The sequence below is a fragment of the Afipia dichlorophenoxyacetatis genome, assembly GCF_055386385.1.
The window spans coordinates 399120-412507 of sequence record NZ_AP029250.1 but is presented as its reverse complement, the minus strand read 5'-3'; the positions used below and the strand labels follow the sequence as shown (position 1 = coordinate 412507).

General features: G+C 57.2%; 13 protein-coding genes. 5 read left to right on the top strand and 8 right to left on the bottom strand.

Annotated elements, in window-relative coordinates; all coding sequences use genetic code 11:
* Positions 1 to 44 precede the first annotated feature (44 nt).
* Positions 45 to 965, top strand: a complete 921-nt coding sequence (locus ACZ5C3_RS01960; RefSeq protein WP_464034853.1) for a LysR family transcriptional regulator — start codon at positions 45 to 47, stop codon at positions 963 to 965.
* Positions 966 to 1143: 178 nt separating this feature from the next.
* Here the strand turns inward: ACZ5C3_RS01960 and ACZ5C3_RS01955 are convergent, their stop codons facing one another.
* The 8 genes from ACZ5C3_RS01955 to cyoA all read right to left on the bottom strand — a co-directional run bounded on the left by ACZ5C3_RS01955 (position 1144) and on the right by cyoA (position 9570).
* Positions 1144 to 2478: a glycoside hydrolase family 3 N-terminal domain-containing protein gene (locus tag ACZ5C3_RS01955; protein ID WP_464034851.1), complete on the bottom strand. Its 1335-nt coding sequence runs from the start codon at positions 2476 to 2478 to the stop codon at positions 1144 to 1146.
* 222 nt (positions 2479 to 2700) lie between these two features.
* Complete coding sequence (locus ACZ5C3_RS01950) at positions 2701 to 3234, bottom strand: response regulator transcription factor (RefSeq protein ID WP_464034850.1); 534 nt, start codon at positions 3232 to 3234, stop codon at positions 2701 to 2703.
* Positions 3224 to 4501, bottom strand: a complete 1278-nt coding sequence (locus ACZ5C3_RS01945) for an ATP-binding protein (protein ID WP_464044477.1) — start codon at positions 4499 to 4501, stop codon at positions 3224 to 3226. Before ACZ5C3_RS01945 ends, ACZ5C3_RS01950 begins: the two co-directional genes overlap by 11 nt.
* A 34-nt stretch (positions 4502 to 4535) precedes the next feature.
* A complete protein-coding gene (locus ACZ5C3_RS01940; RefSeq protein WP_464038475.1) occupies positions 4536 to 5312 on the bottom strand; it encodes an SURF1 family protein in 777 nt (258 codons plus the stop codon).
* A gap of 53 nt (positions 5313 to 5365) precedes the next feature.
* A complete protein-coding gene (gene cyoD / locus ACZ5C3_RS01935; RefSeq protein ID WP_464034844.1) occupies positions 5366 to 5749 on the bottom strand; it encodes a cytochrome o ubiquinol oxidase subunit IV in 384 nt (127 codons plus the stop codon).
* The gene (cyoC, locus tag ACZ5C3_RS01930) at positions 5746 to 6375 is read right to left on the bottom strand and encodes a cytochrome o ubiquinol oxidase subunit III (protein ID WP_464034842.1); all 630 of its coding nucleotides are present in this window, start codon (positions 6373 to 6375) and stop codon (positions 5746 to 5748) included. Before cyoC ends, cyoD begins: the two co-directional genes overlap by 4 nt.
* A 3-nt stretch (positions 6376 to 6378) precedes the next feature.
* Positions 6379 to 8382 (bottom strand): cytochrome o ubiquinol oxidase subunit I, encoded by a 2004-nt coding sequence (cyoB, locus tag ACZ5C3_RS01925; RefSeq protein WP_464034841.1) that lies wholly within the window; start codon positions 8380 to 8382, stop codon positions 6379 to 6381.
* A gap of 18 nt (positions 8383 to 8400) precedes the next feature.
* Positions 8401 to 9570: a ubiquinol oxidase subunit II gene (gene cyoA, locus ACZ5C3_RS01920; protein ID WP_464038474.1), complete on the bottom strand. Its 1170-nt coding sequence runs from the start codon at positions 9568 to 9570 to the stop codon at positions 8401 to 8403.
* 185 nt (positions 9571 to 9755) lie between these two features.
* Between cyoA and ACZ5C3_RS01915 the strand changes: the two genes are divergently transcribed.
* From ACZ5C3_RS01915 to ACZ5C3_RS01900, 4 genes are all read left to right on the top strand, one after another.
* Entirely contained in the window at positions 9756 to 11072 is a 1317-nt protein-coding gene (locus tag ACZ5C3_RS01915; protein WP_464034839.1) for an MFS transporter, read from the top strand.
* A 232-nt stretch (positions 11073 to 11304) separates the two neighbouring features.
* Positions 11305 to 11736: a hypothetical protein gene (locus ACZ5C3_RS01910; protein WP_464034837.1), complete on the top strand. Its 432-nt coding sequence runs from the start codon at positions 11305 to 11307 to the stop codon at positions 11734 to 11736.
* Between the two features lie 3 nt (positions 11737 to 11739).
* A complete protein-coding gene (locus ACZ5C3_RS01905) occupies positions 11740 to 12210 on the top strand; it encodes a curli assembly protein CsgF (protein WP_464034835.1) in 471 nt (156 codons plus the stop codon).
* A 35-nt stretch (positions 12211 to 12245) separates the two neighbouring features.
* On the top strand, positions 12246 to 13142 hold the full coding sequence (locus ACZ5C3_RS01900; RefSeq protein WP_464044476.1) for a CsgG/HfaB family protein: 897 nt from the start codon (positions 12246 to 12248) through the stop codon (positions 13140 to 13142).
* The last annotated feature ends 246 nt before the right edge of the window (positions 13143 to 13388 follow it).

The following is a 13388-nucleotide window of genomic DNA, read 5'->3' as shown; positions in this document are numbered from 1 at the left end:
GCCGAATGCTGCATGGTGAGGAAAGCGACCCGAGACCCCCTGAAATGATCGACAAGCTGGAATTCCTGATCGCCCTGGCCCACGAAAAGCACTTCGGGCGCGCGGCCGAGAGCTGCAACGTGAAGCAGCCGACGCTCTCGGCCGGCATCAAGCAGCTCGAGGAATCTCTGGGGTTACTGCTCGTTAACCGTGGCTCACGCTTTCAGGGGTTAACACCCGACGGGGAACGGGTGCTCGAATGGGCCCGCCGCATCGTCGGCGAAGCCCGGGCGATGGAACAGGATATCAAAGCGCTCAAGCACGGCTTGGTGGGGCATGTGCGGATCGCCGCCATTCCGACAGCCTTGGCCATGACAGCCAGCCTGACAACCCCGTTTCGGGCTCGTCATCCGGACGTACGCTTCACGATCATCTCCCGAACGTCCATCGAAATCCTTCGGCTGCTTGAAAACCTCGAAGTCGACGCGGGTCTCACATATCTCGACAACGAGCCCCTTGGAAACGTCAACACCGTTCCGCTTTACCGCGAAAACTACCGGCTGCTTACGTCGGCAGACGGCGCTCTGGGTGATCGGGAGAGTGTAACGTGGGCCGAGGTGGCGGACATTCCGCTATGCCTGTTGACGCCCGATATGCAGAACCGGCGCATCATCGACCGCATGCTTCAGCAGGCCGGCGCGACAGCATCACCGATGCTGGAATCAAATTCGATGATCGTGCTCTACGCGCACGTGAGGACCGGGCGCTGGGCAAGCATCATGCCGGCATTGCTGGCGGAGACCCTGGGCCTGACGGATCGCGTCCGCTCGATCCCGATTGTCGAACCCAATCATGGATATTCGGTTGGCCTCGTTGTGCCTCATCGAGAGCCGATGACGCCCCTTAACGCTGCCCTGACCGAGGAAGCAAAGATTCTGGCCAAGCAAATCGCCCGATCGGGCGTCCATCCGCAAACGGCGCCTTAAGGCCGAACCAGCCTAGTGTGGCGGTTCTGAAGTCCGCATCGTTTGTGCGGCGAATCCAGCATGCGGACTTCAGAACCAAAGCCACACTAGAATAATAACTTGCTAGAGTCCTTCGATTCCAAAGTTCGCAGACGAGCGGCGGAATGATGCGAACTTTGGAATCGGGACTCTAGAGACATCAGTCGCGAGGGCTTGGGGAATTCGGCGTCTGTGCGTCCGCCTGGTGCTGCACTATTCGCGACTTCAGCCGGGCGGCACTTTTCTCAAGCATCGTGTCATCGATGCTTCCCTGCGGCGCGGTCAACGCACAATGATACATGCGGTAGAATTGAAGGCCGTCATAGGCGATGAGCAGCAAATCGACGCCTGAGTTCAGCGCCTCCACGACCGCTTTACAAACGCCGTGCTCATAGATCGGACCCATGACGAGATCGTCGGTGGTGATGATCCCCTGAAAGCCCCATTGGCCGCGGATCAAACCGCTTACAACGCGCTTCGAGTGAGAAGCCGCACTCGCCGGATCGATGGCTGTCACAGCGACGTGCCCAACCATCAGAAAAGCATTTGAGCGCGCAAGGACCTGCTTGAATGGAAGCCAATCGGAAGCTTCAAGCTCCGCAGGCGGCGTACTCAGATCGGCACGAAAATGATGGGTGTCCTGCCGGATGCGGCCAAGACCCGGAAAGTGCTTCAACGTTCCTTCGATGCCCGCGCTTTCCAGACCTCGGACATAAGCCAGCGCAACATCACTCACGATCGCCGGATCTTCGGAAATCGCCCGGCGACTGATCATGCTGTGAAAATCAAGCGGATTGCTGGGCTGCTGCCGAAGAAGATCAGCAACCGGCGCGAAGTTCAGTGTGACTCCGATATTCGCCAATTCCCGCCCGTGAATCTGGCCAAAACTTTCGGCTTTCGCCAACCGCTCCTCGGGCGGCAGTGGGGTCAGTGTGGACAGCGCCGGCAGGGGCGTCAGCAGCGGCGACATGTGTGAGACGATGCCGCCTTCCTGATCGACAGCAACAATCAGCGGAGGAAGTCCGGCATCCCGCCGAATGTTCTGGAGACTCGCGATTTCGTTTTTAACGTCATCGATCGTGCGCCCCTCGATATTGTGGTGAGCGACATAAATTCCCGCAATCAATCCCTTCTTCGCCAGAGCCGCAATTTCATCGAACGATGAATAGCCGACAATAAAATGCCGCCCGAGCGCCTCAGCACGCTTGCCCTCGGCGTCCAGTACAACGTGTTTATGAACCTGAAATATCGTGACCGCCGAAGCCATCGCAATCGGTGGCAAGCACCACAACAGGATCAGTAACTTGCCCAGGATACCCCTGCGGACATAGCCGCCGGCCACCAGCGCCCCCAGTACCGCAAGGCTGCCTGCGACCAGAGCCACGCTCCACCAGCCGCGCAGAGGTATAAGATAGGGGTCATAAATATTGGCGCTGACGAACGTAAGCAGCAGCCCCATGGGCAACAGCAGAAACGTCACAAGACGTCGGATCATTTTATAAAGCATGTTGGCGAAAGAGCCGAAGAGATCAAAAAATCGAAACGTAAAGGACAAGCCCGCGCACTATGGCATTTCCGCGTCCGCCATTGCTTCCTGACTAAATTTTCCACCTCACAATCTTGCGGCGAAGCATTCGCCGCTGTCTGCGGTGCTCATTTGTCACTCCAAGCGTGATTTAAGTTCGAAAATCTGTCACACGATCCAACGGGGGATAGATCACTTCATCCGGATTTTTGCCAGCTTGCGCGCCAGCGTCCGCCTGTGCATGCCTAAACGGCGTGCGGTCTCGGAGATGTTGAATTCAGTTTCGACGAGAGCTTCGTGGATATGCTCCCACTCCAGGTTCTTGATGGAGGTTGGCCGGCTGGACAACTCGACCGAGGCGTCACCTTCTGCCCTTCGGAAGGCGGCTTCGATGTCATCCGTATTGGATGGCTTTGCGAGATAGTGACAGGCGCCGAGCTTGATGGCCTCCACCGCCGTCGCGATGCTCGCAAATCCCGTCAGAACGACAATCTTCATCTCCGGATCGCGCTCATGAAGCACTTTCACGCATTCCAATCCGGACCCGTTGGCAAGCTTGAGATCGATGACGGCATACTGGGGCGAGAAGCCCTCCAGAAGGGATTCGAGATCATCGATGCGGTGACACTGCCGGACATCATAGCCGCGGCGGCCAAATGACTTGCCCAATGCTCTGGCAAACGACGCATCATCTTCGACGATCAGAAGGCGGCGATCAGATTCCATATCCACCTCGGGGTGACAACGAATCCAGCGGCAGCGTCAATGTCACGACCGCACCTCCATTCGGCGCGTTTTCCGCCGTAACCACCCCGCCGAGTTTACGGATAACATTCACGACAAGAAACAGTCCAAGGCCGCTTCCGGGGCGCCCTTTGCTTGACTGATAAGGCTTTCCGAATGACGCCAGCATCTCCTTGCTGAAACCAGGTCCCTGGTCACTGACCGTCAGAACAATATTGTCGTCGATCCGGGCAACCATAGCCTTGACCAGCTTTGGAGACGCCTCCAACGCATTGTCAAACAGATTGAAAATCACCTGCTTCAAGGTGGCATCGGAGACGATCACCGCATCGTCGCCAAACACGTTCGTATAGTCGAACCGCGCCGGTGAACGGATCGTCTCCCATTCCTCAGCCAGCGAATCGAAGAACGTATTCACGGAGGTCCGCAACGTCCCCTCGCCGCGTGCTTCGCCGGAGGACATCAGAATGCCAGAAACGATGGTCTTGCACCGGTCCACCTGAAGCTGCATTTCCGCGATTTCCTGCGAAAGTTCCGGCGCTTCATTAAGAGATGGCATGTGCTGCCAATCGTTCAAGATCACCGACAGGGTCGCAAGCGGTGTTCCAAGCTCATGGGCCGCGCCCGACGCAAGCAGACCCATCCGGACGATATGATCTTCCTCAGCGGATTGTTGGCGCAGGCCCGCAAGATGAGCATCGCGCGCGCGAAGATTCCGGTTGATGCGGCTGATGAAGAAGACAAGAAGCGTCGCGGACAGCAGGAAGCAGATAAAGGTACCCTGCATGTGCAGCTTGGCAAAGCCGCTGCCCTGCTCGTGAAAGATATCCCTGTATGCAACACTCAACCAAACGAAGCAGCCGCTCGTGATGACGACCAGCGTCCAGGTCGACCAGGCATCCAGCAATACGGCCGCCAGCGTCACCTGAAGAAGGTAAAGCGAAATGAAGGGATTTGCCGCGCCGCCGGTCAGATAGAGTTGGACGGTGAGAGCGGCAACATCAAGCAAAAGAGCGAAAAACAGCTCGGTGTTGCTTACCATGTCATGGCGATAGTGCCTGCTCAGGCTGAAGATATTGAGGCCGACAAGGAAGGCGATGACAATCGCGAGTTCGGTCAACGGCAATGCAATTCCAAACCCGAACTGCACAACGAGGATTGTCACGATTTGACCGACGACGGCGAGCCATCGCAGTTGCACAAGAAGAAGCAAGTTCTTCTTGTCGGTGACATGATCAATGGAAATCATTCAGCTTTCACGACTGAAATTCGCGCGCCCGCGCTCAAATGATTGTTCGTCCGGAATGTAATTTGCGCAAGGCCCATTCTTGCCGTGCAGCATAAGCCATCCACCCCAGCAGCATGAGCGCTAGACCGAACCAAGTTATCGCATAAATCAAATGGTTGTTCGGAAAAGAGATCACGGTCAATCCCCCGACGGGCAATGCCCGAGGGTCCGCACCGGCATCCGCATCGATGAAATAGGGCGCGGTATCCTTTATCCCGCGTGAGTGGGCGATCGCGTCGACATCGCGAGAATACCAGCGATCAGCTGCCGGATCGTTTTTCCTGAGAAATCCACCACCCGGTTCACTGATGCGCAGCAAACCAGTTACCGTCGTCACACCACCGCGCGCCTTGAGCGCTTCGTGAATGTCTTGCTCAGACGGGACAAATCCCCGATTGATCAGCACCGAGAAGCCATCGTTGGTGCGGAACGGTGCCATCACCCAAAAACCCGGCCCCTGTTCGGTAACCGCCTTGACCAGCGTTGCCCGGCTATCGAGAAATTTCCCTTTTACGAAGACGTGGCGATATGCGTCATCGGCTGCGTTAACATGCGCCCAAGCCGACGGACTGGGAGCCGATACCGGCGATGCATGAACGCGCTCGTCCACCCTTTTGATCAGATCGAGCTTCCAGACGCGCCGCTCAAGCTGCCAAACGCCCAAAGCACAGAGAATCGCACAGCTAACAAGGGCAACGACGCCAAGCGCAATGAGCTTTCGTACAGACGAGCGCGAACTGCCCAATGTCTCTTCTTCGAGACACGGAGTCATGCGGGAAGACGTCTGTCCTCCGGCCATGGCCTCTCGGGTCTCGAAGATGATCATCATGGCAGCTGACTCATGTCATGGCCAGCCATCATGTTGGTGTTGAGATGATACATCACCCACAGTGAGCCAGAGAGCGTGATGACCACGATAATGATCGTGAAGAGCAGCGCCATCAGGGTCCAGCCGCTCTCCGACTTCGCGTTCATATGCAGGAAGCATATCATGTGGACGATAATCTGGGCCGCAGCAAAGGCCATGATAACGACCGACGTAAGCTGTTTGTTCTCGATCACGCCGCTCATGACGAGATAGAACGGGATCGCGGTCAGGATCACCGACAGCCAGAAGCCAACCATGTAGCTCTGCAGCGAGCCGTGGGCATGATCGTCGGTGTGGGAATGACCGTGCGGATCCTGACCGGCGTGGGTATTTGCGCTCATCGAAGCATTCCCATCAGATAGACAAAAGTAAACACACCAATCCAGATCACGTCGAGGAAGTGCCAGAACATACTGAGACACGTCAGCCGGCGCATGTTTGCCGGAATAAGCCCGTGACGTGCGACCTGCGTCATCAACGTAAATAGCCAGATGAGACCGAAGCTCACATGAAGCCCGTGCGTGCCGACCAAAGCGAAGAACGAGGACAAGAAGGCGCTGCGTTGCGGCGTCGCCCCTTCGTGAATCATGTGTGCGAATTCGGTCAGCTCGATTCCGATAAAAGCGAGACCAAACAAGGCGGTCGCCACGAGCCAACCCTGCATGGCACCGACGCGTCCCTTCGCCATCGCCAGCATGGCAAAGCCATAGGTGATGGAAGAAAGCAGCAGCATCGACGTATTGACCGCCACCAGCCGCAGGTCGAACAGATCCTTCGGCGAAGGTCCGGCAGCGTAGTTAGCGCCGAGTACGCCATAAGTGGCGAACAGCACCGCAAAGATGAGACAGTCGCTCATCAAGTAGATCCAGAAGCCGAGCATCGTGCTGCCGCCTTCGGCATGATGCTCGTCAACGACATAGAAAGCCGGCGCCTGCGCGCTCGTATTATGTTTAACCGCCAGATCCATGGTTCAGGCCTCCAGTGCGAGACGGCGCGTCCGCTCGCCTTCGGCTTGCACGACCTGATCCTCGGGGAAATAGAAGTCGCGCTTGTAGTTGAAAGTGTGGACGATCGCTGCGGCGAGAAGTCCGGCAAAACTCAGGATCGCCAGCCACCACATGTACCAGATCATGGCGAAGCCGAAGACCGTGCTGAGAGCAGCGAGGACCACGCCGGCGCCGGTGTTACTCGGCATATGGATCGACTTGAAGCCCTCGAGCGGGCGCGTATAGCCACGCCGCTTCATGTCCCACCAGGCATCGAGATCATGCACCACCGGCGTGAATGCGAAGTTGTAAGCCGGTGGCGGTGAAGACGTGGACCACTCGAGCGTCCGCGCGTTCCACGGATCGCCGGTTACATCCTTCAGCGCCTCGCGATTGCGGATGCTGACGTAAATCTGGACAAGGAAGGACAGGATGCCGAGCAGGATCAGGAACGCGCCGAACGCAGCGATCACGGTCCATATCTGCATCGATGGATCGTCGAAGTGCCGCAGCCGCCGCGTCGCTCCCATGAATCCCAGGACATAGAGAGGCATGAAGGCGAAGTAGAAGCCGGAAAACCAGAACCAGAACGACATCTTCCCCCAGAACGGATCGAGCTTGAATCCGAACGCCTTGGGGAACCAGTAGGTGATGCCGGCGAATGCGCCAAACACCACACCCCCGATGATCACGTTATGGAAGTGTGCGATCAGGAAGAGGCTGTTGTGAAGAACGAAGTCAGCCGGCGGGACCGCGAGCATCACACCGGTCATGCCGCCGATCACAAAGGTCAGCATGAATCCGACCGTCCACATCATCGGAAGCTCGAACCGAATGCGGCCGCGATACATCGTGAACAGCCAGTTGAAGATCTTCGCCCCCGTCGGGATCGAGATGATCATCGTCGTGATGCCAAAGAATGAATTGACACTCGCGCCGGAACCCATCGTGAAGAAATGGTGCAGCCACACCAGATAGGACAGAATGGTGATACACACCGTGGCATAGACCATCGACGTGTAGCCAAAGAGGCGCTTTCCGCAGAACGCCGACGTCACTTCGGAATAGATCCCGAATGCCGGCAGCACGAGAATGTAGACTTCCGGATGGCCCCAGATCCAGATCAGGTTCACGTACATCATCGGGTTGCCCCCGAAGTCGTTCGTGAAGAAGTTGGTGCCGACGTATCGATCGAGCGTCAGCAGCGCCAGCACTGCTGTCAGGATGGGAAACGACGCCACGATCAGAACGTTCGTACAGAGCGAGGTCCAGGTGAAGACCGGCATCCTCATCATGGTCATGCCAGGCGCGCGCATCTTCACGATCGTCGCGATGAGATTGATGCCCGATAACGTCGTCCCCACGCCCGCAACCTGAAGTCCCCAGATGTAATAGTCGACACCGACATCAGGACTGTAGGCGATGCCCGACAGCGGCGGATAGGCCAGCCATCCGGTGCGGGCGTATTCGCCGACGAACAGCGAGAGCATCGTCAGCACAGCACCACCGACCGTCATCCAGAAACTGAAATTATTCAGGAAGGGGAAGGAGACGTCGCGCGCGCCGATCTGCAGCGGCACGACATAGTTCATCAGCCCCGTCACCAAAGGCATGGCGACGAAGAAGATCATGATCACGCCGTGGGCGGTGAAGATCTGGTCGTAGTGGTGCGCGGGCAGATAGCCTTCCGACGCCCCGAAAGAGATCGCCTGCTGCAGACGCATCATGATCGCGTCGGCGAAGCCGCGCAGCAGCATGACGATGCCGAGCACCATGTACATGACGCCGATGCGCTTGTGGTCGACGCTGGTAAACCATTCTGTCCAGAGGTAACCCCACAGCCGGTAGTAAGTAACAGCCCCAACGACCGCGATACCGCCCAGAGCGACGACCGCGAATGTCGCGACAAGAATAGGCTCGTGATACGGAATGGCGTCCAACGTGAGCCTGCCGAAAACGAACTTGAGGAAGGAGGAATCAGTCAACATCTCAAAGCTCATTTTGCATCAGGTATTGGATGGACGACGGATCGCGCTCAACGACAGCGATGGTGAGGACTGTAGCGGCGAGAACGACGGCGGCGGCAGGCCCGCGCCCTTGAGGCGCGACAGATCGAGCATCGGTAGAGCTTGTACTTCCATAGGGCGGTTCTCCGCTTCTTGCACCGTACACAGGCTGGCGACATATGCCTGGTCTGCACCGAATACGGCACCGCGGCGCGCGTATTTGTCGTAGGTCAATGGAAGCGTATTTCTCGCGCCTTCGAGTCCAAGGCCGCCCTTCGCGTCGATGGCCGACATCTCACTCATGCACATCTTGCTGGATTCAACGCACATATTGATGATGGCGTTGAACAGCGTTGAATCGACGTTAGCGTAGCGGCGGACCGGCTCATTTTCGCTCGGCTTCTCGAGTTGCAAGTAAACCGCACGATCAAGCTTCGTGGATTCAGTCCGCGCTTTGGCGATCCAGCGATCGAAATCAGTGTCATTCACGCCGAGAAATGCGAAACGCATGCCGGAGAAGCCCGCGCCGCTATAATTGGCGGAGAAGCCCTGGTAGACGCCAGGCTTGTTGATCACGGCCTTCAGCTGGGTCTGCATCGCAGGCATCGCATATACCTGCCCCGCAAGCGCCGGGATGAAGAAGGAATTCATCACGGACGATGACGTAATGCGAAAATCAATCGGGCGATCGACCGGCGCCGCCATCTCGTTGACGGTTGCGATGTTGTACTCGGGATAGATGAACAGCCACTTCCAATCGAGCGCAACGACATCGACTCTCAACGGCTTGGTGTTGGCCGGGATGGGACGTTCCTCCGCGATGCGACCGAGCGGACGATATGGGTCCAGCAGATGCGTGCTCGCCCAGGTGATCGCTCCGATACAGATGACGATCAGCAGCGGTACAGACCAAATGACGAGCTCAAGATGGGTCGAATGATCCCAATCCGGTTCATATGTGGCGGTCGTATTTGATTCACGATAGCGCCATGCCACGATCGCAATCAGCGCCATGACCGGCACGACGATCAGCAGCATCAGCGAGGTCGACTGGATCAGAATATCCCGCTGCTGCTCCGCGACGTCCCCGGACGGAGAAAGAACCACTGCCTTGCAGGCTCCCAACATCGCCACGAGTGGCAACAGGGCGAATTGACGAAAGCGGCGCACCATCTGTCCTGCCAATAAGAGTTTCGCATCTGATGTTCCGCGTAGCTTCACGGCAGCGAAAGAGACATTGGACAATTTGCCCAATCCCTCAAAACAATCGCCAATGACAAAAAGGGACAGTCGGACGGCGGGTTACCCGCGCTTGCCGCAATTTTTGTGTTTCCGAGAAGGACGCGAGATCGATCATGAGCATGGACATCACGGCTTCCGCGTCACCGCGCCGTGAGGCGCAGGGCGAAAACGCTCACGACAGCGTCAACACGGGCGAGATTGCGATCGGCGTCATTATTGGACGGACTTCGGAATTCTTCGATTTCTTTGTCTACGCCATTGCGTCGGTCGTGGTGTTTCCGAAGCTGGTCTTTCCCTATGTCGACCCACTCACCGGCACGCTCTATTCGTTCGCCATCTTTGCGCTCGCTTTTATCGTGCGCCCGATCGGCACCACCATCTTCATGGCCATCGACCGCGTCTATGGCCGCGGCGTGAAAATGACCATCGCACTGTTCATGCTCGGGACCTCCACCGTGGCGGTCGCATTCCTGCCCGGACACGACCAGATCGGTCATCTGTCTGCTTGGCTTCTCGCTCTGCTTCGCATTGGACAAGGACTGGCGCTCGGCGGCACGTGGGATGGCCTGGCTCCGCTTCTTGCGTTGAACGTGCCGGAACAACGTCGCGGATGGTACGCGATGATCCCGCAGCTCGGCGCGCCACTCGGCCTGATGGTTGCCAGCGCCTTGTTTGCCTTCTTCATCACGAAATTGTCTGCGGCGGATTTTCTCGATTGGGGCTGGCGCTATCCGTTCTTTGTCGCATTCGCGATCAACGTCGTAGCGCTGTTCGCACGGCTTCGCATCGTGGTGACCCCGCAGTACTCTGAGCTGTTCGAAAGCGGGGACCTGGAGCCGAAACCAGTTGTAAGAACTTTGCGCGCAGAAGGACGAAACGTCCTTGTCGGTACGTTTGCCCCGCTTGCCAGCTTCGCGCTGTTTCACATGGTTACCGTCTTCCCGCTTTCATGGGTTTTTCTGTTCACACAGGAAGGACCCGGTCGGTTCCTCATCATCGAAACCGTCGCAGCCATCTTCGGCGTCGCGGCGATCATCGCATCCGGACCAATCGCAGACCGCCTCGGCCGCCGAACACTGCTCGGCGTGTCAGCCGCGGCCATTGCAGCTTTCAGCGGCTTCGCTCCCCAACTCCTGAACGGCGGCGGAGCCGGTGAAGCCGTGTTCATGATCATCGGCTTTATTTTGCTCGGCATCTCGTTTGGACAGTCATCGGGATCGGTCGCATCGAATTTTTCGCGCGCAAATCGCTACACGGCGTCTGCATTGACGTCGGATTTCGCGTGGTTGTTCGGCGCCGGCTTTGCACCGCTCGTCGCACTTCTTCTGTCGAGCAACTTTGGATTGTTGTCTGCCGGCGCATACCTACTATCCGGTGCAGCATGCACACTGCTGGCTTTGACCCTCAGCCAGAGGCTCGATAGCCGATAAATTTAACGACAACATCCGCGCGGCGTTACTTCATCGCAACACGATGCTTCGACGGTGGGCACTTGTGATGACCGCGTCGACCGCACCAATCAAATTGTCGCAAAACTGTAGTGAGCCGCGTGCTACCGCCTACCCGTAACATCGGGGAAGTGGTCAAGTGTCTCAGAAATCTCGACGTGCGCGTGGCGCATTCACAGCATTTGGCGCGATGGTTTTGTGTGGGTCTGCCTGTATGGCGCCAAGTTTAGCATTTGCGCAGCAGGTCAACTCTACCACGCCGAATCCGTACACCGATCTTTCTGCCTATCAGCTCATCAACCAAGCCGCGTCGCAGCCATCGAGTGCAACTTTTGCGCCAGCTTTGTCTTCGACGGTGACGCAGATTGGGCAGGTGAACACAGCCACTGCTACGCTCAGCGGCAGCGGCAACATTACCAATCAATATCAGAACGGATCGCAAAACTCGTCGAACCTGACGGTCAACGGCGCACAGAATACGGTCACGACCACACAGATCGGTAATTCGAACACCACATCGATCGGCGTGAATGGCAGCGGTAACACCATCAACAACCTTCAGGTTGGGACCGGCCTGTCTTACCAAATTCAAGTGGTCGGAACGGCCCCGGCGCCGATCTCCGTTCAACAGTATGGAAGAAGATAAAAAGTGACGTCTGGAGTTATTCCGGTGCGCAGCAATACCGCACGCCGCTTTTCGCTGGTTGGCGCAGCACTTCTTGCAGTCATAGGCTCGGCGCAAGCTGGTACGCTGGTTTACACGCCAACCAACCCGACATTCGGCGGCAATCCGTTGAACGGCTCCGCTTTGTTGGGTTCGGCACAGGCGCAAAACCAATTCACCCAATCGGGCTCGAGCGGTTCGGGTGGCGTCGGGGGCACCCCCACACCCGGGCAGATCTTCGCGCAACAATTACAAAGCCAGCTTTATTCGTCGCTCGCCAATCAAATCACGCAGCAGATTTTCGGCTCGAGTGCCGCAACAAACGGCACGTTCACGTTCGGAGGGACGACGATCACCTACTCGAAGAACGCTAACGGCACCATCGACGTCACCATCAACGACGGCCAGACCATCACCCATGTGGAGATCCCGTCGCCTCCCACGACCACCCCTTAAGGCGAGCGCTGGTTAAAATCACGAGTCAGAGTTGGATGATGTTGTCTGCTGTTAAATTTATGCCGTTAGTCGGCTTGGCCGTGCTGCTTGCCGGTTGTGTTACGGAGCCGAAAGGCCGGGAGTTGCTCGAGGAAGCACCAATTCTGACTCCGGCTTCACCGACCGCTCTTGATTTGGAAAATCTGATTCCGCCCAAGCGAAAGCTCGACATCGCTGTCTACCAATTTCAGGATTTGACCGGCAAGAACGAGCCCAATGACAACGTGGCCGTGTTTTCCAAAGCCGTGACACAGGGCGGATCGGGTTTCGTGATCGATGCACTTCAGCGTGCGGGGCACGGGCGCTGGTTCACGGTGAATGAGCGCAATGGTCTAAGCGACCTCCTCAACGAGCGTCAGCTTGTGAAGGTGACGCGCGCCGAATTCGAAGGCGAGAATGCACGACCGCTGCCGCCAATCCGTTTCGCCGGCCTGCTGGTCGAAGGCGGTATTATCGGCTTCGATGGCAACGTCATCACCGGCGGCGCTGGTGCGAACTTCCTCAATATTGGCGGCGACGTGCAATACCGGCAGGACACGGTCACCGTCGCCATGCGCATTGTGTCCGTTCAGACGGGCGAAGTCCTGACGAGCATTACGACCACCAAGACGGTCTATTCGATCGCGCTGCGCGCCAACGTCTACAAGTTCGTCTCGATCGACAAACTGCTTCAGGCTGAAGCAGGCGTCACCCGCACCGAACCCACACAGCTCGCCGTGCGTCAGGCCATCGATCTGGGTGTATACGCCACCATCATGCAGGGCGTGCAGAAAGGCATCTGGAATTTCGCGGATCAGAAAAGCGGCCGCGCATTGCTGCAGAGCTATCTGTCGAAGGAGACGGTCACCGCAACTCCGCTTCCGGCCCCGGTGGCGAAGAAGTCCGAGGGCTGAACGACAAACGTGTGCGCGAACATCGAAATCGCGCACAGTAATTTGCGACAGTTTTACTTCAGTAAATCGACGATTATTTTTCATTTTTATTTCGATATTACTGCATAGATATTAAATTTTACTTTAACTGCGACAATCTGACCTCTTTACATTGCAGTTTATACTTGCGCGTGTTTTAGCATTAACCGGGCGTTAACGACGTGCCGGGGCAGGCTTGGCCGCGTTGGGCGCTCACAGTCGCGAGGG

Coding starts and splice junctions, on each gene's coding strand:
- cyoB (WP_464034841.1), bottom strand. CDS start 8,382: ATGTTGACTGATTCCTCCTTCCTCAAGTTCGTTTTCGGCAGGCTCACG.
- ACZ5C3_RS01955 (WP_464034851.1), bottom strand. CDS start 2,478: ATGATCCGACGTCTTGTGACGTTTCTGCTGTTGCCCATGGGGCTGCTG.
- ACZ5C3_RS01910 (WP_464034837.1), top strand. CDS start 11,305: ATGGCGCCAAGTTTAGCATTTGCGCAGCAGGTCAACTCTACCACGCCG.
- cyoC (WP_464034842.1), bottom strand. CDS start 6,375: ATGGATCTGGCGGTTAAACATAATACGAGCGCGCAGGCGCCGGCTTTC.
- cyoD (WP_464034844.1), bottom strand. CDS start 5,749: ATGAGCGCAAATACCCACGCCGGTCAGGATCCGCACGGTCATTCCCAC.
- ACZ5C3_RS01960 (WP_464034853.1), top strand. CDS start 45: ATGATCGACAAGCTGGAATTCCTGATCGCCCTGGCCCACGAAAAGCAC.
- ACZ5C3_RS01940 (WP_464038475.1), bottom strand. CDS start 5,312: ATGACTCCGTGTCTCGAAGAAGAGACATTGGGCAGTTCGCGCTCGTCT.
- ACZ5C3_RS01950 (WP_464034850.1), bottom strand. CDS start 3,234: ATGGAATCTGATCGCCGCCTTCTGATCGTCGAAGATGATGCGTCGTTT.
- ACZ5C3_RS01900 (WP_464044476.1), top strand. CDS start 12,246: ATGATGTTGTCTGCTGTTAAATTTATGCCGTTAGTCGGCTTGGCCGTG.
- ACZ5C3_RS01945 (WP_464044477.1), bottom strand. CDS start 4,501: ATGATTTCCATTGATCATGTCACCGACAAGAAGAACTTGCTTCTTCTT.
- ACZ5C3_RS01915 (WP_464034839.1), top strand. CDS start 9,756: ATGAGCATGGACATCACGGCTTCCGCGTCACCGCGCCGTGAGGCGCAG.